The following is a 24,381-nucleotide window of genomic DNA, read 5'->3' on the forward strand; positions in this document are numbered from 1 at the left end:
AAGATGAGCCTTCTCCCGTTACATACTCAGGGAGTGAAGACGCTATGTCTCATTTGAATTACAACCATCTTTACTACTTCTGGCACGTCTACAAGCAGGGCTCGGTGGTGGGGGCGGCAGAGGCGCTCTATCTCACGCCGCAGACCATTTCCGGCCAAATCAAGGCGCTGGAAGAGCGCCTGCAGGGCAAGCTGTTCAAGCGTAAAGGCCGCGGGATTGAGCCAAGCGAACTTGGGGAACTGGTCTTTCGCTATGCGGACAAGATGTTCACCCTGAGCCAGGAGATGCTGGATATCGTCAACTATCGCAAAGAGTCTAACCTGCTCTTTGACGTCGGCGTGGCGGATGCGCTGTCCAAACGGCTGGTGAGCGGCGTGCTGGATGCCGCGGTGGTGGAAGATGAACAAATCCATCTGCGCTGCTTTGAATCCACCCACGAGATGCTGCTGGAACAGCTGAGCCAGCATAAGCTGGATATGATTATCTCGGACTGCCCCATCGACTCCACGCAGCAGGAAGGGCTGTTCTCAGTGAAGATTGGCGAATGCGGTGTCAGCTTCTGGTGCATTAATCCACCGCCGGAAAAACCCTTCCCGGCCTGTCTGGAAGAGCGTCGCTTATTGGTGCCGGGAAGGCGGTCAATGCTCGGGCGTAAGCTGTTGAACTGGTTCAACTCGCAGGGGCTGAAGGTGGAGATCCTCGGTGAATTCGACGATGCGGCACTGATGAAAGCCTTTGGCGAAGCGCACAATGCCATCTTCGTTGCGCCAACGCTGTACGTGCTCGATCTCTATTCAGACAACAAGATTACGGAGATTGGCAGAGTGGATAACGTGATGGAGGAGTATCACGCCATATTTGCCGAAAGAATGATTCAGCACCCGGCGGTGCAGCGAATCTGCAACCGTGACTACTCGGCGCTGTTTACGCCACCGGCAATCTGAAGACATAAAAAAACCCGCGTTAAGCGGGTTCTTTAAACAAGCAACAACAAGTAGCGATTAAGCCAGTTTGTTGATCTGCGCGGTCAGGTTTGCTTTATGACGCGCTGCTTTGTTTTTGTGGATCAGACCTTTAGCAGCCTGACGATCCACGATTGGTTGCATTTCGTTAAATGCGTTCTGCGCTGCAGCTTTGTCGCCAGCTTCGATTGCTGCGTATACTTTCTTGATGAAAGTACGCATCATAGAGCGACGGCTTGCGTTGTGCTTACGAGCCTTTTCAGACTGAACGGCACGTTTCTTAGCTGATTTGATATTAGCCAAGTCCAACTCCCAAATATGATCTATGTGGACAATTCAAAGGCCGAGGAATATGCCCTCTTTGCCTTCTTTTGTCAATGGATTTGTGCAAATAAGCGCCGTTAAAAAGCGACGCTACGTTACGTAGTGATGGCGCAGGATTCTACCAGCTTGTCTTGCGTGAATACAGCCTTTCGGCATAAAAATCGCAGTTCACGAGCAGATTTTTTCGCTGTGAAAGGTCAGCCTGATGAAATCATTACGGCTTTCTGTTTTGCGCGAACAATCGCCGGTTAACCTTAACCGCGGTACAAGGTATACTTTGGCGATTTTCACTGTTTTGAGCCAGACATGAAGCTGATACGCGGCATACATAATCTCAGCAGCGCACCACACGGGTGCGTGCTGACTATTGGTAATTTCGACGGCGTGCATCGTGGTCATCAGGCGCTGTTGCAGGGATTGCGTAAAGAGGGGGAGGCCCGTGGCCTGCCCGTGGTGGTGATGATTTTCGAACCGCAACCGCTGGAGCTGTTTGCGGGGGATAAATCGCCCGCCCGTCTCACTCGCCTGCGTGAGAAGCTGCGCTACCTGGCAGAGTCCGGCGTGGACTACGTGCTGTGCGTGCGTTTCGATCGTCGCTTTGCCGCACTGACAGCACAAAATTTCGTCAGCGACCTGCTGGTTAAGCGTCTTGGCGTACAGTTTCTCGCCGTGGGGGATGATTTCCGCTTTGGCGCTGGTCGGCAGGGCGATTTCTTGCTATTACAGAAGGCGGGCCTGGAGTACGGTTTTGACGTCACCAGCGCGATGACCTTCTGTGAAGGCGGCGTGCGCGTCAGCAGCACGGCGGTGCGTCAGGCGCTGGCGAATGATGAACTGGATACGGCAGAAACGCTGCTGGGGCATCCGTTTACCATCTCAGGCCGCGTCGTGCATGGCGACGCCCTGGGGCGCACGATAGGTTTCCCGACGGCGAATATCCCGCTGCGTCGTCAGGTTTCCCCGGTTAAAGGGGTCTATGCGGTGGAAGTGGCAGGACTGGGCGATAAGCCGTTTTACGGCGTTGCCAACATTGGCACGCGTCCCACTGTCGCCGGTGTACGTCAACAGTTAGAAGTGCACCTGCTGGACGTTGTAATGGACCTTTATGGTCGCCATATAGATGTAATACTGCGTAAAAAAATACGCAATGAGCAGCGATTTGCTTCACTGGATGAACTAAAAGCGCAGATTGCGCGTGATGAATTGACGGCCCGCGAGTTTTTTGGGCTATGAACCCGGCTTAAATGCCTACGTGATAAATACGGAACCGAGAATCTGATGAGTGACTATAAATCAACCCTGAATTTGCCGGAAACAGGGTTCCCGATGCGCGGCGATCTCGCCAAGCGCGAACCGGGAATGCTGGCGCGTTGGACCGATGATGACCTGTACGGCATCATTCGTGCAGCCAAAAAAGGCAAAAAAACCTTCATTCTGCATGATGGCCCTCCCTATGCGAATGGCAGCATTCATATTGGTCACTCTGTAAACAAGATTCTGAAAGACATTATCGTGAAGTCCAAAGGCCTCACGGGATATGACTCGCCTTACGTTCCGGGCTGGGACTGCCACGGTCTGCCAATCGAGCTGAAAGTGGAGCAAGAGTTTGGCAAGCCAGGTGAGAAGTTCACCGCCGCTGAGTTCCGCGCAAAATGCCGCGAATACGCTGCCACGCAGGTTGACGGCCAGCGTGCGGACTTTATCCGTCTGGGCGTATTGGGCGACTGGTCGCACCCGTACCTGACTATGGACTTCAAAACTGAAGCCAACATCATCCGTGCGCTGGGCAAAATCATCGGTAACGGCCACCTGCACAAAGGCGCGAAGCCGGTGCACTGGTGCGTGGACTGCCGTTCTGCGCTGGCAGAAGCCGAAGTAGAGTATTACGACAAAACCTCGCCTTCTATCGACGTGGCGTTCGACGCTGTCGATCAGGATGCGGTGAAAGCCAAATTTGGTGTCTCCTCCGTTAACGGCCCGGTCTCGCTGGTGATCTGGACCACCACGCCGTGGACGCTGCCAGCCAACCGTGCAATCTCCCTGTCCGGTGAGTTTGACTACGCGCTGGTGCAGATTGAGGGTCGCGTGGTTATCCTGGCGAAAGATCTGGTGGAGAGCGTGCTGAAACGCGCGAACATCACCGACTACACCGTGCTGGGCACCGTGAAAGGCGACGCGCTGGAACTGATGCGCTTCAAACACCCGTTCCTGGGCTTCGACGTTCCGGCCATCCTGGGCGACCACGTTACGCTGGAAGCCGGTACCGGTGCGGTACACACCGCCGGTGGTCACGGTCCTGACGACTACAACATCAGCCTGAAGTACGGTCTGGAAATCGCTAACCCGGTGGGGCCGGACGGCTCGTACCTGCCTGGTACTTATCCGGCTCTGGACGGTATCAACGTCTTTAAAGCCAACGACATCATCGTAGATATGCTGCGCACCAGCGGCGCGCTGCTGCACGTTGAGAAAATGCAGCACAGCTATCCATGCTGCTGGCGTCACAAGACGCCGATCATCTTCCGTGCAACCCCGCAGTGGTTCGTCAGCATGGATCAGAAAGGCCTGCGTGAGCAGTCTCTGAAAGAGATCAAAGGCGTGCAGTGGATCCCGGACTGGGGCCAGGCGCGTATCGAATCCATGGTCGCTAACCGTCCTGACTGGTGTATCTCTCGTCAGCGTACCTGGGGCGTGCCGATGTCTCTGTTCGTACATAAAGAGACGCAGGAACTGCACCCGAATACCCTGGAACTGATGGAAGAAGTGGCGAAGCGCGTCGAAGTTGACGGCATTCAGGCGTGGTGGGATCTCGATGCCCGCGACATCCTGGGCGCGGACGCGGACAACTACGAGAAAGTGCCAGATACCCTGGACGTGTGGTTCGACTCTGGTTCGACCCACGCCTCGGTGGTTGACGTGCGTCCAGAGTTTGCCGGTCACGCTGCCGACATGTATCTGGAAGGGTCTGACCAACACCGCGGCTGGTTCATGTCATCCCTGATGATCTCCACCGCCATGAAAGGTAAAGCACCTTACCGCCAGGTACTGACTCACGGCTTCACCGTGGATGGTCAGGGTCGTAAGATGTCTAAATCCATCGGGAACACCGTTTCTCCGCAGGATGTGATGAACAAGCTGGGCGCAGACATTCTGCGTCTCTGGGTGGCTTCTACCGACTACACCGGCGAAATGGCGGTGTCTGACGAGATCCTGAAGCGTGCTGCCGACAGCTATCGTCGTATCCGTAACACCGCGCGCTTCCTGCTGGCGAACCTGAACGGTTTTGATCCAGTGAAGGACATGGTGAAACCGGAAGAGATGGTCGTGCTGGACCGCTGGGCGGTAGGCTGTGCGAAAGCGGCGCAGGACGATATCCTGAAAGCCTATGAGTCTTATGATTTCCACGAAGTGGTGCAGCGCCTGATGCGCTTCTGCTCCATCGAAATGGGCTCGTTCTATCTCGACATCATCAAAGACCGCCAGTACACCGCGAAAGCGGACAGCGTGGCGCGTCGTAGCTGCCAGACCGCACTGTTCCACATCGCTGAAGCGCTGGTTCGCTGGATGGCGCCGATCATGTCCTTCACCGCAGATGAAATCTGGGGCTACCTGCCAGGCGACCGTGAGAAATATGTCTTCACGGGCGAGTGGTACGAAGGTCTGTTCGATCTCTCCAGCACCGAAGCGATGAACGATGCCTTCTGGGACGAGCTGCTGAAAGTGCGTGGCGAAGTGAACAAGGTTATAGAACAGGCGCGTGCGGACAAGAAAGTCGGCGGCTCTCTGGAAGCAGCAGTCACCCTGTACGCCGAACCTGAGCTGGCGGCAAAACTGACCGCGCTGGGTGATGAATTACGATTTGTCCTGTTGACCTCCGGTGCGAAAGTTGCGGATTATGCCGAGGCCTCTGCTGATGCTCAGCAGAGCGAGCTGCTCAAAGGACTGAAAGTCGCGCTGAGCAAAGCCGACGGTGAGAAATGCCCGCGTTGCTGGCATTACACCACGGATGTCGGCCAGGTGGCGGAACACGCAGACATCTGCGGACGCTGTGTAAGCAACGTCGCCGGTGACGGCGAAAAACGTAAGTTTGCCTGATGAGTAAAACTCTCTGTTCAACAGGACTGCGCTGGCTGTGGCTGGTTGTGGTAGTGCTGATTATCGATCTGGGCAGCAAATTCCTGATCCTCCAGAACTTTGCTCTGGGGGAGACGGTCCCGCTGTTCCCGTCGCTTAACCTGCACTACGCACGTAACTACGGTGCGGCGTTTAGCTTCCTTGCTGACAGCGGTGGCTGGCAGCGCTGGTTCTTCGCGGGTATCGCTTTAGGTATTTGCGTCATACTGGCAGTGCTGATGTACCGTTCGAAGGCAACGCAAAAGCTGAATAACATCGCCTACGCGCTGATCATTGGCGGCGCGCTGGGTAATCTGTTCGATCGCCTGTGGCACGGCTTTGTGGTCGATATGATCGACTTCTACGTCGGCGACTGGCACTTCGCGACCTTTAACCTCGCCGATAGCGCAATTTGCATCGGTGCGGCGTTAATCGTGCTGGAAGGTTTCTTGCCGAAACCGGCCGCGAAAGAGCAGGCGTAAGCATCAATGCCGGGTGGCGCTACGCTTACCCGGCCTACAGAATTTGTGGCCTCCCGTAGGCCCGGTAAGCGTAGCGCCACCGGGCAACAGGTGACCCAAAACAAGCGAGCAATTTGCATGTCTAAATCCGTACAGAGCAACAGCGCGGTTCTCGTTCACTTCACGCTGAAGCTGGATGATGGCTCCACGGCTGAATCCACCCGCAATAACGGCAAACCGGCCCTGTTCCGTCTTGGCGATACCTCCCTGTCTGAAGGTCTTGAGCAGCAGCTTCTTGGCCTGAAAGAGGGCGAGAAAAAAGCCTTTTCGCTGGAGCCAGATGCTGCGTTTGGTGTGCCAAGCCCGGATCTGATCCAGTATTTCTCGCGTCGCGAATTTATGGACGCGGGTGAGCCGGAAATCGGGGCGATTATGCTCTTTACCGCTATGGACGGCAGCGAAATGCCTGGTGTGATCCGCGAAATCAACGGTGACTCCATTACCGTTGATTTCAACCATCCGCTTGCCGGGCGTACCGTTCATTTTGATGTTGAAGTGCTGGAGATTGACCCAGCACTGGAGGCCTGAAATGCAGATCCTGTTGGCTAACCCGCGCGGCTTCTGCGCCGGTGTAGACCGCGCTATCAGCATTGTTGAAAACGCGCTGGAAATTTACGGCGCGCCGATTTATGTGCGTCACGAAGTGGTGCACAACCGCTATGTGGTCGACAGCCTGCGCGAGCGTGGTGCTATTTTCATCGAGCAGATTAGCGAAGTGCCGGACGGTGCGATCCTGATCTTCTCCGCGCACGGTGTCTCTCAGGCCGTCCGTAACGAAGCGAAAAGCCGCGATCTGACGGTCTTTGATGCCACCTGTCCGCTGGTGACGAAAGTGCATATGGAAGTGGCGCGCGCCAGCCGTCGTGGTGAAGAGTCGATTCTGATTGGCCACGCGGGTCATCCGGAAGTCGAAGGCACGATGGGCCAGTACAGTAACCCGGAAGGGGGCATGTATCTGGTGGAGTCGCCTGAAGATGTCCTGACGCTGAACGTCAAAAACGAAGCCCGTCTGTCGTTTATGACCCAGACGACGCTCTCCGTTGACGATACCTCTGATGTGATTGACGCACTGCGCCAGCGCTTCCCGAAGATCGTCGGGCCGCGTAAAGACGATATCTGCTACGCCACCACCAACCGTCAGGAAGCGGTGCGCGCGCTGGCTGAACAGGCGGATGTGGTGCTGGTGGTCGGCTCGAAAAACTCCTCTAACTCTAACCGTCTGGCCGAACTGGCACAGCGTATGGGTAAAGCGGCATTTCTGATCGACGACGCGACGGATATTCAGGAAGCGTGGGTGAAAAATGCGGCCTGCGTCGGCGTGACCGCAGGCGCTTCCGCGCCGGATATTCTGGTGCAGAACGTCATTGTCCGCCTGCAGGAACTCGGCGGCGGCGAAGCGGTTCCGCTCGAAGGACGCGAAGAGAACATTGTTTTCGAGGTCCCGAAAGAACTGCGTATCGATGCTCGCGAAGTGGAATAACCCCTTATCTGATGAAAGGCCAGCATCTCATGTGCTGGCCTTTTTTTTGCCCCGTACTTTATCGTGACGACAAAATCATGTCTTTTACTGATATTTAAGTCTGTTTCACGTTAAATTCTAATTATCGGTGTTTTCAGTTGGCAGCCTTTGCGAAGGCTGGTTAATCTGAAAACGATTTACATCATTTTAACGTAAGAGAATAACTATGCATGATGCACAGATCCGTGTCGCCATTGCGGGCGCGGGTGGACGTATGGGCCGTCAGCTGATTCAGGCGGCAATTCAGATGGATGGCGTGTCACTGGGCGCGGCGCTGGAGCGTGAAGGGTCATCACTGTTGGGAGCCGATGCAGGTGAACTGGCGGGCGCAGGAAAGACCGGCGTCACCGTACATAGCAGCCTGGAAGCGGTTAAGGATGACTTCGATGTATTTATCGATTTTACCCGCCCGGAAGGGACGTTGACGCATCTGGCGTTTTGCCGTCAGCACGGTAAGGGGATGGTGATCGGCACCACCGGCTTTGACGACGCAGGTAAGCAGGCCATCCAGGATGCATCGAAAGAAATTGCGATTGTCTTCGCGGCAAACTTTAGCGTGGGCGTTAACGTCATGCTGAAGCTACTGGAGAAGGCGGCGAAGGTGATGGGCAACTACACCGACATTGAGATTGTTGAAGCGCACCACCGCTACAAAGTTGATGCGCCGTCAGGCACGGCGCTGGCGATGGGCGAAGCGATTGCTCATGCACTTGATAAAGATTTAAAAGACTGCGCGGTCTATACCCGCGAAGGTCATACCGGCGAACGCGTACCGGGCACGATTGGTTTTGCTACCGTCCGTGCGGGTGACATCGTCGGCGAACATACGGCGATGTTCGCCGATATTGGCGAACGCGTCGAAATTACGCATAAAGCTTCCAGCCGAATGACGTTTGCCAATGGTGCAGTGCGTTCCGCTTTGTGGCTGAAAGGCATGAAGAGCGGCATTTTTGATATGCGAGATGTGCTTGATCTCAACAATCTGTAAGCATTATTACCCATCGTGATGTGGTTATTGCAGTCGTAATATATTGATTGCATAGGGCAATATTTTATTGCCCTTTTATTTTACCTCATTTTCTTTAATTTTTGCTCTAAAGCTTAAAAACAAGCGCTTTTATCTCTTGTTTTCGTTACTGAAATGTAAATTTTGACCATTTGGTCCACTTTTCACTGCCTCGCCGAATAATTTTTCATTAAACCTTGCACGCAAGCGTTTTCTACAGTGATTTACCTGATCTTTTTGTCGCTTAAGTGGCTTTACTCTCTCCAGGCTTGCAAAAGGATAAACAAAATATCCGTTTTAAGTTGACTTTTAGCCTCCAAATCTCCAGAATGCCGCCGTTTGCCAAAAATCCGCTGGCAACACATTTGCATTGATTCATGACATGGTTATGAATTAATATGCAAATAAAGTGAGTGAATATTCTCTGGAGGGTGTTTTGATTAAGTCAGCGCTATTGGTTCTGGAAGACGGAACCCAGTTTATCGGTCGGGCCATAGGGGCAACGGGTTCGGCGGTTGGGGAAGTCGTTTTCAATACTTCAATGACCGGTTATCAAGAAATCCTCACTGATCCTTCCTATTCTCGCCAAATCGTTACTCTTACTTATCCTCATATCGGCAATGTCGGCACCAATGCGGCTGACGAAGAATCTTCTCAGGTACATGCGCAAGGCCTGGTCATCCGCGACCTGCCGCTGATTGCCAGCAACTTCCGCAGCACTGAAGATCTCTCGTCTTACCTGAAGCGCCATAACATCGTGGCGATTGCTGATATCGATACCCGTAAGTTAACGCGTCTGCTGCGCGAGAAGGGTGCACAGAACGGCTGCATCATCGCGGGTGATAACCTCGATGCCACGCTGGCGCTGGAAAAAGCGAAAGCCTTCCCGGGTTTGAACGGCATGGACCTGGCGAAAGAAGTGACTACCGCTGAAGCCTATAGCTGGACGCAGGGTAGCTGGACGCTGGAAGGCGACCTGCCGGAAGCGAAAAAAGAGAGCGAGCTGCCGTTCCACGTGGTGGCCTATGATTTCGGCGCCAAGCGCAACATCCTTCGCATGCTGGTTGACCGCGGCTGCCGTCTGACGGTGGTTCCGGCGAAAACCTCTGCCGAAGACGTACTGAAGATGAACCCGGATGGCATCTTCCTTTCTAACGGTCCTGGCGACCCGGCACCGTGCGACTACGCTATCGACGCCATCAAGTCCTTCCTGGAAACCGACATCCCGGTATTCGGCATCTGCCTCGGCCATCAGCTGCTGGCGCTGGCGAGCGGTGCGAACACCATCAAGATGAAGTTCGGCCACCACGGTGGTAACCACCCGGTGAAAGATATTGATAACAACACGGTGATGATCACCGCGCAGAACCACGGTTTTGCCGTCGATGAAGCGTCAATGCCGGCTAACCTGCGCGTGACGCATAAATCACTGTTCGATGGCACCCTGCAAGGGATTCATCGTACCGATAAGCCAGCGTTCAGCTTCCAGGGCCACCCGGAAGCCAGCCCGGGCCCGCACGACGCCGCGCCGCTGTTCGATCACTTCATCGAACTTATCGAGCAATACCGTAAGACCGCTAAATAATCAGGAGCCGAGAAGACCATGCCAAAACGTACAGACATAAAAAGCATCCTGATCCTTGGCGCTGGCCCGATTGTTATCGGCCAGGCCTGTGAATTTGACTACTCCGGTGCGCAGGCATGTAAAGCCCTGCGTGAAGAGGGTTACCGCGTTATCCTGGTCAACTCCAACCCGGCGACCATCATGACCGACCCGGAAATGGCGGATGCAACCTACATCGAGCCGATTCACTGGGAAGTGGTACGCAAAATCATTGAGAAAGAGCGTCCGGATGCTGTGCTGCCAACCATGGGTGGCCAGACGGCGCTAAACTGTGCGCTGGAGCTGGAGCGTCAGGGCGTACTGGCCGAGTTCGGCGTGACCATGATTGGCGCGACCGCCGATGCGATTGATAAAGCAGAAGACCGTCGTCGCTTCGACGTGGCGATGAAAAAAATCGGCCTCGACACCGCACGTTCTGGTATCGCGCACAATATGGAAGAGGCGCTGGCCGTTGCGGCTGAAGTGGGCTATCCGTGCATCATCCGTCCATCCTTCACCATGGGGGGGACCGGCGGCGGTATCGCCTACAACCGCGAAGAGTTCGAAGAGATTTGCGAACGCGGTCTGGATCTCTCGCCAACCAAAGAGCTGCTGATTGATGAATCGCTGATTGGCTGGAAAGAGTACGAGATGGAAGTGGTGCGTGATAAAAACGACAACTGCATCATCGTCTGCTCCATCGAAAACTTCGATGCGATGGGTATCCACACCGGCGACTCCATCACCGTTGCGCCAGCCCAGACGCTGACCGACAAAGAGTACCAAATCATGCGTAACGCCTCGATGGCGGTGCTGCGTGAAATCGGCGTGGAAACCGGCGGTTCAAACGTGCAGTTCTCGGTGAACCCGAAAACGGGGCGTCTGATTGTTATCGAAATGAACCCGCGCGTGTCCCGTTCCTCCGCGCTGGCCTCCAAAGCGACCGGCTTCCCGATTGCGAAAGTGGCGGCGAAACTGGCGGTGGGTTACACCCTCGATGAGCTGATGAACGATATCACCGGTGGCCGCACGCCAGCCTCCTTCGAACCGTCCATCGACTACGTTGTGACCAAAATTCCACGCTTCAACTTCGAGAAATTCGCCGGTGCGAACGACCGCCTGACCACCCAGATGAAATCTGTCGGTGAAGTGATGGCGATTGGCCGCACGCAGCAGGAATCCCTGCAGAAAGCGTTGCGCGGTCTGGAAGTGGGTGCAACCGGCTTTGACCCTAAAGTCAGCCTGGACGACCCGGAAGCACTGACCAAAATTCGCCGCGAACTGAAAGATGCGGGTGCAGAGCGTATCTGGTACATCGCCGATGCCTTCCGTGCTGGCCTGTCCGTCGACGGCGTATTCAACCTGACCAACATTGACCGCTGGTTCCTGGTGCAGATTGAAGAGCTGGTGCGTCTGGAAGAGAAAGTGGCAGAGCTGGGCATCAACGGCCTGGACGCAGACTTCCTGCGTATGCTGAAGCGTAAAGGCTTCGCCGATGCGCGTCTGGCCAAGCTGGCGGGCGTACGTGAAGCGGAAATCCGCAAGCTGCGTGACCAGTATGACCTGCACCCGGTTTACAAGCGCGTGGACACCTGTGCGGCGGAGTTCTCCACCGACACCGCGTACATGTACTCCACCTATGAAGACGAGTGTGAAGCGAACCCGTCCGTCGACCGCGACAAGATTATGGTGCTGGGCGGCGGTCCAAACCGTATCGGCCAGGGCATTGAGTTTGACTACTGCTGCGTACACGCCTCGCTGGCGCTGCGCGAAGACGGTTACGAGACCATCATGGTCAACTGTAACCCGGAAACGGTCTCAACCGACTACGACACCTCCGACCGCCTCTACTTCGAGCCGGTTACTCTGGAAGACGTGCTGGAAATCGTGCGCATTGAGAAGCCAAAAGGCGTTATCGTGCAGTACGGTGGCCAGACTCCGCTGAAGCTGGCACGTGCGCTGGAAGCCGCAGGCGTACCGGTTATCGGTACCAGCCCGGATGCCATTGACCGTGCGGAAGACCGCGAGCGTTTCCAGCAGGCGGTTGACCGTCTTAAGCTGAAACAGCCAGCCAACGCCACCGTCACCGCCATTGAGATGGCCGTTGAGAAGGCGAAAGAGATTGGCTATCCGCTGGTGGTGCGTCCTTCTTACGTCCTGGGCGGCCGCGCGATGGAAATCGTGTATGACGAAGCTGACCTGCGTCGCTACTTCCAGACGGCGGTGAGCGTTTCTAACGATGCGCCAGTGCTGCTCGACCGCTTCCTCGACGACGCGGTGGAAGTGGACGTTGACGCCATCTGCGACGGCGAAATGGTGCTGATTGGCGGCATCATGGAGCATATCGAGCAGGCGGGCGTGCACTCAGGTGACTCAGCCTGTTCTCTGCCAGCCTACACCCTGAGCCAGGAAATTCAGGATGTGATGCGTCAGCAGGTGCAGAAGCTGGCCTTCGAGCTGCAGGTTCGCGGCCTGATGAACGTCCAGTTCGCGGTGAAAGACAACGAAGTCTACCTGATTGAAGTGAACCCGCGTGCGGCACGTACCGTCCCGTTCGTCTCCAAAGCCACCGGTATTCCGCTGGCGAAAGTGGCGGCGCGCGTGATGGCAGGCCAGACGCTGGCGCAGCAGGGCGTGACCAAAGAGATCATTCCGCCGTACTACTCGGTGAAAGAAGTGGTGCTGCCGTTCAACAAATTCCCGGGCGTTGACCCGCTGTTAGGGCCAGAAATGCGCTCTACCGGGGAAGTGATGGGCGTGGGCCGCACCTTCGCTGAAGCGTTCGCGAAAGCGCAGCTCGGCAGTAGCTCCACCATGAGAAAATCAGGCCGTGCGCTGCTCTCCGTTCGCGAAGGCGATAAAGAGCGTGTGGTTGACCTGGCGGCCAAGCTGCTGAAACAGGGCTTCGAGCTGGATGCAACTCACGGTACGGCGATTGTGCTGGGTGAAGCCGGTATCAACCCGCGCCTGGTGAACAAGGTGCATGAAGGTCGTCCGCACATTCAGGACCGTATCAAGAATGGCGAATACACCTACATCATCAACACCACCGCAGGTCGTCAGGCGATTGAAGACTCCAAGCTGATTCGCCGCAGCGCGCTGCAGTACAAAGTGCACTACGACACTACTCTGAACGGCGGTTTCGCAACAGCTATGGCGCTGAACGCGGATGCCACCGAGAAGGTGATTTCAGTGCAGGAAATGCACGCGCAGATTAACAAGTAAGAAAAATGCCCGGTGCCATTCGGTTGCCGGGCATTCTTCCCCTCTTCAGAACCTTCTGGTTTTCCATCCGCTTTCAGTCAGTTAGCCTAAAATGGTTAGGTCGATAACGAAATTCATCTGAGAGCAGGGGAAAACACCATGCAAAATAAATTACTGATCGCTTCCGTTCTGGCTGCCACTGCACTGTTTACCGTAGCAGGCTGTTCGTCTAACCAGGCAGTCAAAACCACCGATGGCAAAACCATCGTGACTGACGGGAAACCGCAGGTAGATGATGACACCGGACTGGTGTCGTACAAGAACGCCGAAACCGGTCAAACAGAGCAGATTAACCGTGACCAGGTGAAATCCATGGGCGAGCTGGATAACTAAAAAAAAAGCCGTGGCAAATGCCACGGCTTTTCGCTTTTGCTGGACGATTACCAGCGGTGGTTCAGCAGGATATGGCCGCCATAGGCAGCATAGCTGTTCTCACCCCATTCGCCGCTGGCGCGCAGCGAAAGCGTCGTGGTTTCGTTCAGGTTGCCGGTGACGCCCAGTTCTAACTGACCACGATCTTCCGGCGTATCGTTGCTCACGGTTTCATCATTAAACGCCAGATCGTTTTGGCCTGCCCCTTTCAGCCAGTTCACCGCAACGTACGGCTGCCAGGCTTTCACGTCCTTCTGCTCGAAGTAGCTGGACTTAACGCCCAGACGACCAAAGATGCTGTCGTTGTCCAGGGTCGTTACGCGTACGCCGTCGCGATCGGTATGATTTTCCTGATCGAGATAGCTGTAGATCACCTGCGCCTGCGGCTCGATCTTCCAGGTACGCGCGTTTTCTGACGGGATAACCCACGCGTGGCCAACTTCGACAGACGCAGCGAAGCCTTCGCTGTCGTAGTCTTCATCATTGCGGTTGCTGGTCACTTTATTGTTGTACCAGCTATAAGCGGCCCAGGTATCAATGTAGCTGCCCAGACGTAATTTCTGATCTTCCTGCCAGGTGGCATACACCCCAACATTGAAACCATCCACCTTGCCTTGAGCATCACGCACGTTGTGCTTCGCATCCGAATGCGTCTTCGCCTGGCCAGCACCGAACATGCCACCGGCACGCAGGATCCCATTGTCCATTGGCTTGCTCATGAAATCGCTGCCGACTTGCAGAACGGTCGTGGTGGTGTCGTAGCTGACTTTATCGCCACCCGCGTCGTTCTCGTGATAACGCCCCTTAACGTACATCCAGGTGTTCAGATCGTCTTCATTGCGGAAGGTGATTTGATCGCGATCGTCACGCTTGTGCAGGAACATACCCTGGGCAGCAAGGTAGTTGCCTAAGTAAGCGCCAACTTCAGGGGCCATAACTTCAGGGGCTGAGTTGCCACCGTTATCGCTATTACCACCGTTATCGCTATTACCGCCGTTATCCGTGTTGCCATCGGTATCGGTATTGCCACCGTTGTCGGTATTGTCGCCGTTGTCGGTATTGTCGCCGTTATCGGTATTACCACCGTTATCGGTATTGTCACCGTCGGTGTTTCCGCCGTCATCATTATCGTCTGCCGGCTCATCTGATGGCGTCGCCTTCGATTCCAGATACCAGTTGCCGTCGCCGTGCTGATACAGATTGTATTCATACGCCCCGGCAACAACCGGTGCTGCCAGCGTCAGTTGGGCTTCAGAACTGCCACCGACGCTCACAATTTCCATACCGTTTACCGTTTGAGCGCCCAGACCGCCCATATTACTAACATTAACCTGGGACTGACCGAAGCTGCTGCCCGTAATGGTGAGGTGGTCGGTTGGTGCGTTATCTTCGCCGAGGCTGCTGTTCATTACGATCTGGCTACCAGAAGAACCCGTGTAGTCGCCGTTTATTATGAAATTGTTGCCAACACTGTTATTGGCCGCGCCGAGTAGCAGCGTGCCACCGTTGGTAACGTTGCCGTTGACCGTATCGATACCTGAAACGCTCAGGGTCGTGTTACCCTGAATCGCATTCCATGCCGCCAGCGTACCGCCGGTCAGGATATCAATGTTGTTATTCACTTCACCTGCCGTGGCAAACGCTGCACCATTTTCAACGGTGACGGTGGCGTTACTGCCTTTCACGCCGAGCGTTGCACCACTGGCGATCAGCGTCGTACCGTTATGCAGAACGGTATTTCCCGTGTAGCTATTATTGCCGGAGAGCGTCAGGGTGTTTGAATCTGCTTTTTCGACATTACCGCTGCCGGTAATGCCGGTGGTGAATGTGGAGGAACTGCCCTGATTAAAAATAACGGTGCCGTTGTTGGTCAGGCCACCGCTCAGCGTGGCGGTGTTCTTGCCATCACCAAGCTGGAGAGAGGCATCTTTTGCAACGAGGGTATTACCGGCATTCGCGACGGCGCCTGACAGGACTAAATCACCGCTGTTGACCAGAAGGGAATCGCCGGAACCGATAATATCGATATTGCCTGAAAGCGCCCAGCTTTCGCCGTCCATTTCTAAAGAGGCGAAGCCATCGTCTTTAGATAAGCCAACAAAATTGCTATCTTCATTGCCGGTCCCTGCCAGCGTAATCGTATTTCCTGTTGAGATGCCAGAAACCACGTCACCCGTCAGTGAAGAGCCCGTATTAAGCACCAGCGTATTATTTTTGCTGCTGGCAAAGGTGATTGCTGTGCCACCACTCCCAATAGAGCCGCTGTTGGTAATATCGACTTTCGCAGTATCCGTTACATAGATGCCGTTTTGAGCGCCCTGCACGGTTCCGGTGTTGATAATTTTGGTGTTACCGTCGCTCAGGCGTATGCCATCATTTTCCGTGCCGATAAGGGTGCCTTCATTAGCTATGGCAATCCCGACATGGGCACTGATCGCTGTGTTACCTTTAATCGTCCCGGTGGCACCATTTGTAATATTTAAGGCTGAGGAGTCCTGGCTGACGTAAATACCATTTTCAAAACCGGATATAGTTCCGTTATTAACCAGATCCCCTTGCATGGACTGAATGTTAATCCCTGTAGAACCGGTCGAGGAAATTGTTGCACCTTCCTCATTGTTGACGGTGACGCGTTGTGCGGAGGTATTAATATTCAGGCCGTTACCAGAGGAAGCAGCAATATTTCCCTTATTGGTAATCGTTGTGACGTTGTATCCTGAAACAGAAACTGCATTCTCGCTTCCCGAGGACGAGATGGTGATATCTTGGTTAATAGCATATTCGGTATCGGTGGAGAATGTTTGTGGGACAGAAGTGGATTTATCAATCGTTGTAGCGAAGGCCACTACCGGTGTGAATATAAGTAAAGCAGGAAATATATTTCCCAGAGTTTTTGTGGTCTTGTTTAATTTGAATATTTTGTTGCGCATTTACACGTCCATTTGAAAAGAAGTGGCGCTAATTAATGACTTAAAATAGCGCTTCTGGGCTACTTAAAAGAATGATTCAACGATAAAAAGCGTAAAATTATTAATTTTTCAATGTGTTATGTATAGATCATTTTGCTAAAGAATAATTTTATATTTTCTTAATTGATCACTTGCTAATATGCTTTAGTGCTTAATTATTCATTTCAAATATCATCTGATAACAGTCATTTTTGTTGGTTTGAGGTCTGCTATACCCGCCAGGAAGGAGGGTTGCCAATAGTTGCGTTTTACCTTTACGCGGCCTGTTGACCCTTTCACCGGGCGGGTTAACTGTCTACACTCACTGCTACAAGAAGAGAAGAAGACAGGTCATTTGATGATACTCATAATTTACGCGCACCCTTATCCGCAGCACTCGCATGCGAATAAGCGGATGCTTGAGCAGGTAAGGACGCTTGATAACGTAGAGATACGTTCCCTCTATCAACTTTATCCCGATTTTAATATCGATATCGCTGCTGAACAGGATGCGCTCTCCCGTGCCGATCTGATTATCTGGCAGCATCCAATGCAGTGGTACAGCACGCCTCCGCTCCTGAAACTGTGGATTGATAAAGTCTTCTCCCACGGTTGGGCGTATGGCCACAATGGCAATGCGCTAAAAGGGAAAAGCCTGATGTGGGCGGTGACCACTGGCGGAGGAGAAAGCCACTTTGATATTGGTTCTTTCCCGGGGTTTGACGTGCTGGCCCAGCCGCTACAGGCCACTGCACTCTATTGTGGTTTGAACTGGATCCCACCTTTTGCGATGCACTGCACGTTTGTCTGCGACGATGAAACGCTGCAGGCGCAGGCTCGCCATTACAAACAACGCTTACTTGAGTGGCAGGAGACGCACCATGGATAGCCATACGCTGATACAGGCGCTGATTTATCTCGGCGCGGCGGCGCTGATTGTGCCCGTGGCGGTACGCCTGGGGCTGGGCTCGGTTCTCGGCTACCTGATTGCGGGCTGCGTCATTGGGCCGTGGGGTTTTCGTCTGGTTACGGATGCAGAGGCGATTCTCCATTTCGCTGAAATCGGTGTTGTGCTGATGCTGTTTGTGATTGGTCTGGAGCTCGATCCGCAGCGCCTGTGGAAACTTCGCGCCTCGGTATTTGGCGGCGGGGCATTACAGATGGTGGCCTGCGGCTTGCTGCTGGGCGGGTTCTGCATCCTGCTGGGAATGGACTGGAAAGTGGCTGAGCTCATCGGCATGACGCTGGCGCTCTCCTCGACGGCCATTGCCATGCAGGCGATGAACGAGCGAAACCTGACGGTCTCCCAGATGGGGCGCAGTGCGTTCTCGGTGCTGCTGTTCCAGGATATAGCGGCAATTCCGCTGGTGGCGATGATCCCGCTGCTGGCGGCAAGCGGATCCTCCACGACGCTGGGCGCGTTCGCGCTGTCGGCACTGAAAGTTGTAGGGGCGCTGGCACTGGTGGTCCTGCTGGGCCGCTACGTGACCCGTCCGCTGCTGCGTTTCGTCGCCCGCTCGGGTCTGCGCGAAGTGTTCAGCGCCGTGGCACTGTTCCTGGTCTTTGGTTTTGGTTTGCTGCTGGAAGAAGCCGGGCTGTCGATGGCGATGGGGGCATTCCTTGCGGGCGTTCTGCTGGCAAGCTCTGAATACCGGCACGCGCTGGAAAGCGATATTGAGCCGTTCAAAGGGTTGCTGCTGGGACTGTTTTTCATCGGCGTGGGGATGTCCGTCGACTTCGGCACGCTGGTCACACACCCGCTGCGGATTATCATCCTGCTGGTCGGTTTCCTGGTCATTAAAATGGCAATGCTGTGGCTGATTGCGCGGCCTTTAAATGTGCCGGGTAAACAGCGCAGCTGGTTTGCAGTACTGCTGGGGCAGGGGAGTGAATTTGCGTTCGTGGTCTTTGGCGCCGCGCAGATGGCAAACGTGCTGGATCCTGAGTGGGCAAAAGCGCTGACGCTGGCGGTCGCACTCTCGATGGCTGCAACGCCTGTTCTGCTGGTGGTGCTGACTCGCCTCGAAAAATCGGGTAGCGATCAGGAGCGCGAAGCCGATGAAATCGACGAGGAGCAGCCACGCGTGATCATCGCTGGTTTTGGTCGCTACGGACAGATCGTAGGGCGTTTGCTGCTGTCGAGTGGGGTGAAAATGGTCATCCTCGACCACGATCCCGACCATGTCGATACGCTGCGTAAATTTGATATGAAAGTGTTTTACGGTGATGCCACCCGTGTCGATCTGCTGGAATCCGCGGGGGCCGCAAAAGCGGAGGTGTTGATTAACGCCATTGACGATCCGGAGACCAGCATACAGATGGTGGAGCTGGTAAAAGAACATTTCCCGGCGCTGACGATCATTTCCCGCGCGCGCGATGTGGATCATTACATCCGGCTACGTCAGGCAGGCGTTGAGGCACCCGAGCGTGAAACATTCGAAGGTGCGCTGAAATCCGGGCGTATGGCGCTCGAGAATCTGGGGCTCGGGGCGTATGAAGCGCGCGAACGTGCGGATCTGTTCCGCCGCTTTAACACCGGGATGGTGGAAGAGATGGCGGCGATGGCAGGCAGCACGGCCACGGAGCGGGCTGCGGTGTTTAAACGCACCAGTGCGATGCTGACGGAAATCATCAATGAGGACCGCAATCATCTGTCGCTGATCCAGCGTCATGGCTGGCAGGGCACGGAAGAGGGCAAGCATACCGGCGATCCGGCTGACGAGCCCGAGAGTAAACCTTCAGTGTGAAGTGGCGTTGCCAGCAATATTAAAAAATTTCTGTATCTTTACTCTGCCGCCAGTCGACGAAAGATTAAGCTTTCCGTATAGTGGCGGCAATTTTTTGCATCCGGGAAATTTTCAATGATCAGTCTGATTGCAGCGCTGGCGGTAGACCGCGTTATCGGTATGGAAAATGCCATGCCGTGGAACCTGCCTGCCGATCTCGCATGGTTTAAACGTACGACGTTAAACAAGCCGGTAGTGATGGGCCGCCTGACCTGGGAGTCGATTGGTCGTCCATTGCCGGGCCGTAAGAATATCGTTATCAGTAGCCAGCCGGGTACTGACGATCGCGTCGAATGGGTTAAGTCCGTAGATGAAGCGATTGCTGCCTGCGGTGATGCCGAAGAGATCATGGTGATCGGCGGTGGTCGTGTTTATGAGCAGTTCCTGCCTAAAGCGCAGAAGCTGTATCTGACCCACATTGATGCGGAAGTGGAAGGGGATACCCATTTCCCGGATTACGATCCGGACGAGTGGGAATCCGTATTCAGTGAATTCCACGACGCCGATGCGCAGAACTCCCACAGCTACTGCTTCGAGATTCTGGAACGTCGTTAAGTTTTTCCCCCTCACCCTGGGTGAGGGGGATTCATCAGGAGGCGACGGCCTCACTCTCCCCTGAGTCCTGCTGTCGGTTGGATGGCTGCACGAAGTAAGCTTTATCTTCCCAGCGTAAGCAGGTTAACTCGCCTCCCCAGCAGCAGCCGGTATCCAGACCGTAGATACCCTCTGGCATGCCTTTGCCCTCCAGTGCCGCCCAGTGACCAAACGCTATGCTGTATTCGGTTGTTACCGGCCCCGGAATGGCAAACCACGGTTTGAGGGGGGCAGGTGCGCTTTCCGGCGTTTCCTTGGAATACATGTCCAACTGCCCGTTCGGGAAGCAGAATCGCATGCGGGTGAACGCATTGGTGATAAAGCGCAGGCGGGCCAGACCGCTGAGCTCTTCGCTCCAGTGGTTCGGCATATCGCCGTACATGGCATCCAGGAAGAAGGGATACGAGTCGCTCGCCAGTACCGCTTCTACGTCACGCGCACAGGTTTTTGCCGTCTCAAGATCCCATTGCGGGGTGATCCCGGCATGGGCCATGACCAGTTTTTTATCCTCGTCGACCTGCAACAAGGGCTGACGGCGCAGCCAGTTAATCAGATCGTCCGCGTCTGGCGCTTCCAGCAGCGGAGTGAGGCGATCTTTAGGCTTGTTGCGGCTGATCCCGGCAAACACGGCCAGCAGATGGAGATCGTGATTGCCCAGCACCATGCGCACGCTATCGCCCAGCGATTTGACGAAACGTAAAACCTCAAGCGAGCCCGGGCCGCGCGCGACTAAATCGCCCGTCAGCCAGAGGGTGTCCTGCCCTGGCGTAAAGTCGACCTGTTTTAACAATGCGATCAGTTCATCGTAGCAACCGTGAACGTCGCCAATCAGATATGTAGACATTAGATTAATGAATGAGTGTGGTTACGGCGAGACGGAACACAGGAATAGCAACGCGGAACACATTGCCATCGACGTCGACCATTTCGTAATGGCCTTGCATGGTACCCAGCGGTGTTTCAATCACCGCACCGCTGGTGTACTGGTACTCTTCGCCAGGGGCGATGTGGGGCTGTTCGCCCACGACACCTTCACCCTGAACTTCAATTTCGCGGCCATTGCCGTTGGTGATAAGCCAGTAGCGCCCGCGCAGCTGCACGGGCATCCGCCCCAGATTGCGAATGGTCACGGTGTAAGCAAAGACAAAACGCTCTTCATCGGGTGAGGATTGCGATTCAACATAGACGCTTTGTACATGGACACATACGCGGGGCGAATCAATCATGGCTTAACTCTCCTTCGGCGGCGCATTTTCGCTGATGTAATTAGCCAGCTTGCAGTACTGCTCTACGGAAATGTTCTCCGCACGCATTGCCGGGTCGATCCCCAGCTCGGCTAACACCTCAACGGTAAATGAATTGCTCAGGCTGTTACGGATCGTTTTACGGCGCTGGTTAAAGGCTTCTGTGGTAATGCGGCTGAGGACACGCAGATCTTTAACCGGATAGGGTTTCGTTTTATGTGGCACAAGGCGCACAACCGCTGAATCCACTTTCGGTGGTGGTGTGAACGCTGACGGCGGCACTTCGAGTACCGGGATCACGTTACAGTAATATTGTGCCATCACGCTTAAACGACCATACGCTTTACTGTTCGGCCCTGCAACCAGACGGTTAACCACCTCTTTTTGCAACATGAAGTGCATATCGGCAATGGCATCAGTATAGCTAAACAGGTGGAACATGAGCGGCGTGGAGATGTTGTACGGCAGGTTGCCGAAGACGCGCAGCGGCTGACCCATTTTCTCCGACAGTTCGCCAAAGTTCATGGTCATGGCGTCCTGCTGGTAGATGGTCAGCTTCGGTCCGAGGAACGGGTGCGTTTGCAGGCGTGCGGCAAGATCGCGGTCCAGTTCGATGACGGTCAGCTCGTCGAGGCGTTCGCCTACCGGCTCGGTCAGTGCAGCAAGGCCCGGACCGATTTCGACCATAGCCTGACCTTTTTGCGGATTAATAGCCGAAACAATGCTTTCGATCACGAACTGATCGTTGAGGAAGTTTTGCCCGAAGCGTTTTCGGGCTAAGTGGCCCTGATGGACTCGATTAGTCATTGAGTATTAACAATCATTTTGATGGCGAGATTAAGCGCCGTAATAAAACTGCCGACATCCGCTTTCCCCTGTCCTGCCAGATCCAGCGCAGTACCGTGGTCAACGGACGTTCGAATAAAGGGTAAACCGAGGGTGATATTCACCCCGCGGCCAAAGCCCTGGTATTTTAGCACGGGCAGGCCCTGATCGTGGTACATCGCGAGGACGGCGTCGGCATTATCCAGGTATTTCGGCTGAAAAAGCGTGTCCGCAGGGAGCGGCCCGCTAAGATTCATCCCTTTAGCGCGCATTTCTTCAAGCACCGGAATAATGGTGTCGATCTCTTCGGTGCCCATGTGTCCACCTTCTCCCGCATGCGGATTCAGGCCGCAAACCAGAACGTGTGGCTGTTTGATGCCGAATTTGGTTTGCAGGTCATGATGCAGGATCCCGATGATCTCCCGCAGCAGTGCCGGGGTGATGGCATCAGGAATGGCCTTAACAGGCAGATGGGTGGTCACGAGCGCAACGCGCATTGCCTCCGTCGCCAGCATCATCACTACTTTCGGGCTGTGCGAGCGCTCTTCAAAGAATTCCGTGTGCCCGGTAAAGGGGATACCCGCTTCGTTGATGACGCCCTTGTGCACGGGGCCGGTGATCAGGGCAGCAAATTCACCCTTCAGGCAACCGTCGCAGGCGCGCGCGAGGGTTTCCACGACGTAGTGGCCGTTTTCCGTGCTGAGCTGGCCTGGAATGACCGGTGTACGAAGAGGGACAGAAAGAACCGTGAGCGTACCGGCTTGCTGTGGTGCTGGCTGTTGGCCTTCAACGTAAGGAATAAGCGTTAAAGGCAGACCGAGCAGCTTCGCCCGGTCTTGTAACAGTGTTGCATCTGCGCAGACAACCAGTTCCACCGGCCAGCTTCGCTGGGCGAGCTGGACAACGAGGTCTGGCCCAATCCCGGCGGGTTCGCCGGGGGTGATCACAACACGATGCGGTTTCATTAGTTACTCAGAACTTTCACGTAAGCACTGGCGCGTTGTTCCTGCATCCAGGTTGCCGCTTCTTCAGAGAACTTACGGTTAAACAGCATACGGTAAGCGCGGTCTTTCTGCGCCGCATCCGTTTTATCCACGTTACGGGTGTCCATCAGCTCGATCAGATGCCAGCCAAATGAAGAGTGTACCGGAGCACTGATCTGGCCTTTGTTCAGCTTCATCAGCGCATCGCGGAAGGCAGGATCGTAAATATCTGCTGCAGCCCAGCCCAGATCGCCGCCCTGATTAGCAGAGCCTGGATCCTGAGAGAACTCCTTCGCGGCATTGGCAAACGAGGTTTTACCGCTCTTAATGTCTGCCGCAATCTGCTCCAGCTTCGCACGTGCCTGATCGTCAGTCATGATCGGTGACGGTTTGAGCAGAATATGGCGAGCGTGAACTTCAGTCACGGAAATGTTCTGGCTCTGACCACGCAGATCGTTCACTTTCAGAATGTGGAAGCCCACACCGGAACGGATTGGACCCACGATATCGCCTTTCTTCGCCGTACTCAGCGCCTGGGCAAAGATGGATGGCAGCTCCTGAATACGTCCCCAGCCCATCTGGCCGCCTTTCAGCGCCTGTTGGTCAGCGGAGTAGGTAATAGCCAGCTTGCCAAAGTCGCCGCCGTTACGCGCCTGTTCGACAATGGAACGTGCCTGACTTTCTGCTTCCGCAGCCTGATCGGAGGTTGGGTTCTCTGGCAGTGGGATCAGAATGTGGCTCAGGTTCAGCTCTGTGCTCGCATCGTTCTGGTTACCCACCTGTTTTGCCAGCGCGTCCACTTCCTGCGGCAGGATCGTGACGCGACGACGGACTTCATTGTTACGCACTTCCGAAATCAGCATCTCTTTACGGATCTGGTTGCGGTAGGTGGCGTAGCTGATGCCGTCATAGGCCAGACGACTGCGCATCTGATCCAGAGACATGTTGTTTTGCTTTGCGATGTTAGCGATGGCCTGATCGAGTTGCTCGTCAGTCACCTTCACGCCCATTTTCTGACCCATCTGCAGAACGATCTGATCCATGATCAGTCGTTCCAGGATCTGATGGCGCAGCGTGGCGTCATCCGGAAGTTGCTGACCTGCTTCGCCCGAATTGAGCTTCACAGATTTCATCAGCCCGTCAACGTCACTTTCGAGCACGACGCCGTTGTTAACAACAGCGGCGACCTTATCAACAACCTGGGGGGCCGCGAAGCTGGTATTCGCAACCATAGCGACACCGAGCAGCAGCGTTTTCCAGTTCTTCATACTTTTTCCATTTCAATTAACCGCAAAGCGGATTACGTTGTAAATCAAA

General features: G+C 54.8%; 20 protein-coding genes. 13 read left to right on the top strand and 7 right to left on the bottom strand.

The window, feature by feature from the left end; genetic code table 11:
- The first annotated feature begins 44 nt into the window (after positions 1–44).
- Positions 45–944, top strand: coding sequence for a transcriptional activator NhaR (gene nhaR / locus ACOTYN_RS00515; RefSeq protein ID WP_332956151.1), 900 nt, complete (start codon positions 45–47; stop codon positions 942–944).
- Between the two features lie 57 nt (positions 945–1,001).
- Here nhaR and rpsT read toward each other — a convergent pair whose 3' ends face one another.
- Positions 1,002–1,265, bottom strand: a complete 264-nt coding sequence (gene rpsT / locus ACOTYN_RS00520; RefSeq protein WP_003856458.1) for a 30S ribosomal protein S20 — start codon at positions 1,263–1,265, stop codon at positions 1,002–1,004.
- Positions 1,266–1,592: 327 nt separating this feature from the next.
- Here rpsT and ribF point away from each other — a divergent pair, with 327 nt between their 5' ends.
- The 9 genes from ribF to ACOTYN_RS00565 all read left to right on the top strand — a co-directional run bounded on the left by ribF (position 1,593) and on the right by ACOTYN_RS00565 (position 13,645).
- The gene (gene ribF / locus ACOTYN_RS00525) at positions 1,593–2,519 is read left to right on the top strand and encodes a bifunctional riboflavin kinase/FAD synthetase (RefSeq protein WP_014882494.1); all 927 of its coding nucleotides are present in this window, start codon (positions 1,593–1,595) and stop codon (positions 2,517–2,519) included.
- A gap of 45 nt (positions 2,520–2,564) precedes the next feature.
- On the top strand, positions 2,565–5,381 hold the full coding sequence (gene ileS / locus ACOTYN_RS00530) for an isoleucine--tRNA ligase (RefSeq protein WP_332956149.1): 2,817 nt from the start codon (positions 2,565–2,567) through the stop codon (positions 5,379–5,381).
- Entirely contained in the window at positions 5,381–5,881 is a 501-nt protein-coding gene (lspA, locus tag ACOTYN_RS00535; RefSeq protein ID WP_008502034.1) for a signal peptidase II, read from the top strand. The genes ileS and lspA overlap by 1 nt, the downstream gene beginning before the upstream one ends.
- Positions 5,882–5,998: 117 nt before the next feature.
- The gene (fkpB, locus tag ACOTYN_RS00540; RefSeq protein WP_003856450.1) at positions 5,999–6,448 is read left to right on the top strand and encodes an FKBP-type peptidyl-prolyl cis-trans isomerase; all 450 of its coding nucleotides are present in this window, start codon (positions 5,999–6,001) and stop codon (positions 6,446–6,448) included.
- A 1-nt stretch (position 6,449) separates the two neighbouring features.
- A complete protein-coding gene (gene ispH, locus ACOTYN_RS00545; RefSeq protein WP_014882496.1) occupies positions 6,450–7,400 on the top strand; it encodes a 4-hydroxy-3-methylbut-2-enyl diphosphate reductase in 951 nt (316 codons plus the stop codon).
- Positions 7,401–7,605: 205 nt separating this feature from the next.
- The gene (gene dapB, locus ACOTYN_RS00550) at positions 7,606–8,427 is read left to right on the top strand and encodes a 4-hydroxy-tetrahydrodipicolinate reductase (protein WP_332956147.1); all 822 of its coding nucleotides are present in this window, start codon (positions 7,606–7,608) and stop codon (positions 8,425–8,427) included.
- 454 nt (positions 8,428–8,881) lie between these two features.
- Complete coding sequence (gene carA / locus ACOTYN_RS00555; protein ID WP_014882498.1) at positions 8,882–10,030, top strand: glutamine-hydrolyzing carbamoyl-phosphate synthase small subunit; 1,149 nt, start codon at positions 8,882–8,884, stop codon at positions 10,028–10,030.
- An 18-nt stretch (positions 10,031–10,048) separates the two neighbouring features.
- The gene (gene carB / locus ACOTYN_RS00560) at positions 10,049–13,273 is read left to right on the top strand and encodes a carbamoyl-phosphate synthase large subunit (protein WP_014882499.1); all 3,225 of its coding nucleotides are present in this window, start codon (positions 10,049–10,051) and stop codon (positions 13,271–13,273) included.
- 138 nt (positions 13,274–13,411) lie between these two features.
- Positions 13,412–13,645 (top strand): YgdI/YgdR family lipoprotein, encoded by a 234-nt coding sequence (locus ACOTYN_RS00565; protein ID WP_014882500.1) that lies wholly within the window; start codon positions 13,412–13,414, stop codon positions 13,643–13,645.
- A gap of 47 nt (positions 13,646–13,692) precedes the next feature.
- Here the strand turns inward: ACOTYN_RS00565 and ACOTYN_RS00570 are convergent, their stop codons facing one another.
- Positions 13,693–16,614, bottom strand: coding sequence for an autotransporter outer membrane beta-barrel domain-containing protein (locus tag ACOTYN_RS00570; RefSeq protein WP_332956144.1), 2,922 nt, complete (start codon positions 16,612–16,614; stop codon positions 13,693–13,695).
- Between the two features lie 376 nt (positions 16,615–16,990).
- Between ACOTYN_RS00570 and kefF the strand changes: the two genes are divergently transcribed.
- The 3 genes from kefF to folA all read left to right on the top strand — a co-directional run bounded on the left by kefF (position 16,991) and on the right by folA (position 19,973).
- Positions 16,991–17,521: a glutathione-regulated potassium-efflux system oxidoreductase KefF gene (gene kefF / locus ACOTYN_RS00575; protein WP_014882502.1), complete on the top strand. Its 531-nt coding sequence runs from the start codon at positions 16,991–16,993 to the stop codon at positions 17,519–17,521.
- On the top strand, positions 17,514–19,379 hold the full coding sequence (kefC, locus tag ACOTYN_RS00580; protein WP_032637522.1) for a glutathione-regulated potassium-efflux system protein KefC: 1,866 nt from the start codon (positions 17,514–17,516) through the stop codon (positions 19,377–19,379). The genes kefF and kefC overlap by 8 nt, the downstream gene beginning before the upstream one ends.
- 114 nt (positions 19,380–19,493) lie before the next feature.
- A complete protein-coding gene (gene folA, locus ACOTYN_RS00585) occupies positions 19,494–19,973 on the top strand; it encodes a type 3 dihydrofolate reductase (RefSeq protein ID WP_006173915.1) in 480 nt (159 codons plus the stop codon).
- Between the two features lie 34 nt (positions 19,974–20,007).
- Here the strand turns inward: folA and apaH are convergent, their stop codons facing one another.
- Genes apaH through surA form a run of 5 tightly spaced genes read right to left on the bottom strand, consistent with a single transcriptional unit; the run spans position 20,008 to position 24,332 of the window.
- Positions 20,008–20,856 carry a bis(5'-nucleosyl)-tetraphosphatase (symmetrical) ApaH gene (gene apaH / locus ACOTYN_RS00590; protein ID WP_014882504.1) on the bottom strand — a complete coding sequence of 283 codons (849 nt, stop codon included), beginning with the start codon at positions 20,854–20,856 and terminating at the stop codon, positions 20,008–20,010.
- A 4-nt stretch (positions 20,857–20,860) separates the two neighbouring features.
- Positions 20,861–21,238 carry a Co2+/Mg2+ efflux protein ApaG gene (gene apaG / locus ACOTYN_RS00595; protein WP_014882505.1) on the bottom strand — a complete coding sequence of 126 codons (378 nt, stop codon included), beginning with the start codon at positions 21,236–21,238 and terminating at the stop codon, positions 20,861–20,863.
- A gap of 3 nt (positions 21,239–21,241) precedes the next feature.
- A complete protein-coding gene (gene rsmA, locus ACOTYN_RS00600) occupies positions 21,242–22,063 on the bottom strand; it encodes a 16S rRNA (adenine(1518)-N(6)/adenine(1519)-N(6))-dimethyltransferase RsmA (protein ID WP_008502020.1) in 822 nt (273 codons plus the stop codon).
- Positions 22,060–23,046 carry a 4-hydroxythreonine-4-phosphate dehydrogenase PdxA gene (gene pdxA, locus ACOTYN_RS00605; protein WP_014882506.1) on the bottom strand — a complete coding sequence of 329 codons (987 nt, stop codon included), beginning with the start codon at positions 23,044–23,046 and terminating at the stop codon, positions 22,060–22,062. The genes rsmA and pdxA overlap by 4 nt, the downstream gene beginning before the upstream one ends.
- Positions 23,046–24,332, bottom strand: a complete 1,287-nt coding sequence (gene surA / locus ACOTYN_RS00610; protein ID WP_014882507.1) for a peptidylprolyl isomerase SurA — start codon at positions 24,330–24,332, stop codon at positions 23,046–23,048. The genes pdxA and surA overlap by 1 nt, the downstream gene beginning before the upstream one ends.
- Positions 24,333–24,381 lie beyond the last annotated feature (49 nt).

The organism is Enterobacter cloacae complex sp. IR5458, from assembly GCF_049238025.1.
GTDB classification, from domain to species: Bacteria; Pseudomonadota; Gammaproteobacteria; order Enterobacterales; family Enterobacteriaceae; genus Enterobacter; species Enterobacter kobei.

Bases quoted from the DNA above. Each gene is read 5' to 3' on its own strand.
- ileS (WP_332956149.1), top strand. From the start codon at position 2,565: ATGAGTGACTATAAATCAACCCTGAATTTGCCGGAAACAGGGTTCCCG.
- fkpB (WP_003856450.1), top strand. From the start codon at position 5,999: ATGTCTAAATCCGTACAGAGCAACAGCGCGGTTCTCGTTCACTTCACG.
- ACOTYN_RS00565 (WP_014882500.1), top strand. From the start codon at position 13,412: ATGCAAAATAAATTACTGATCGCTTCCGTTCTGGCTGCCACTGCACTG.
- folA (WP_006173915.1), top strand. From the start codon at position 19,494: ATGATCAGTCTGATTGCAGCGCTGGCGGTAGACCGCGTTATCGGTATG.
- apaG (WP_014882505.1), bottom strand. From the start codon at position 21,238: ATGATTGATTCGCCCCGCGTATGTGTCCATGTACAAAGCGTCTATGTT.
- ribF (WP_014882494.1), top strand. From the start codon at position 1,593: ATGAAGCTGATACGCGGCATACATAATCTCAGCAGCGCACCACACGGG.
- apaH (WP_014882504.1), bottom strand. From the start codon at position 20,856: ATGTCTACATATCTGATTGGCGACGTTCACGGTTGCTACGATGAACTG.
- ACOTYN_RS00570 (WP_332956144.1), bottom strand. From the start codon at position 16,614: ATGCGCAACAAAATATTCAAATTAAACAAGACCACAAAAACTCTGGGA.
- pdxA (WP_014882506.1), bottom strand. From the start codon at position 23,046: ATGAAACCGCATCGTGTTGTGATCACCCCCGGCGAACCCGCCGGGATT.
- dapB (WP_332956147.1), top strand. From the start codon at position 7,606: ATGCATGATGCACAGATCCGTGTCGCCATTGCGGGCGCGGGTGGACGT.
- surA (WP_014882507.1), bottom strand. From the start codon at position 24,332: ATGAAGAACTGGAAAACGCTGCTGCTCGGTGTCGCTATGGTTGCGAAT.
- lspA (WP_008502034.1), top strand. From the start codon at position 5,381: ATGAGTAAAACTCTCTGTTCAACAGGACTGCGCTGGCTGTGGCTGGTT.
- carB (WP_014882499.1), top strand. From the start codon at position 10,049: ATGCCAAAACGTACAGACATAAAAAGCATCCTGATCCTTGGCGCTGGC.
- ispH (WP_014882496.1), top strand. From the start codon at position 6,450: ATGCAGATCCTGTTGGCTAACCCGCGCGGCTTCTGCGCCGGTGTAGAC.
- rsmA (WP_008502020.1), bottom strand. From the start codon at position 22,063: ATGACTAATCGAGTCCATCAGGGCCACTTAGCCCGAAAACGCTTCGGG.
- nhaR (WP_332956151.1), top strand. From the start codon at position 45: ATGTCTCATTTGAATTACAACCATCTTTACTACTTCTGGCACGTCTAC.
- kefC (WP_032637522.1), top strand. From the start codon at position 17,514: ATGGATAGCCATACGCTGATACAGGCGCTGATTTATCTCGGCGCGGCG.
- kefF (WP_014882502.1), top strand. From the start codon at position 16,991: ATGATACTCATAATTTACGCGCACCCTTATCCGCAGCACTCGCATGCG.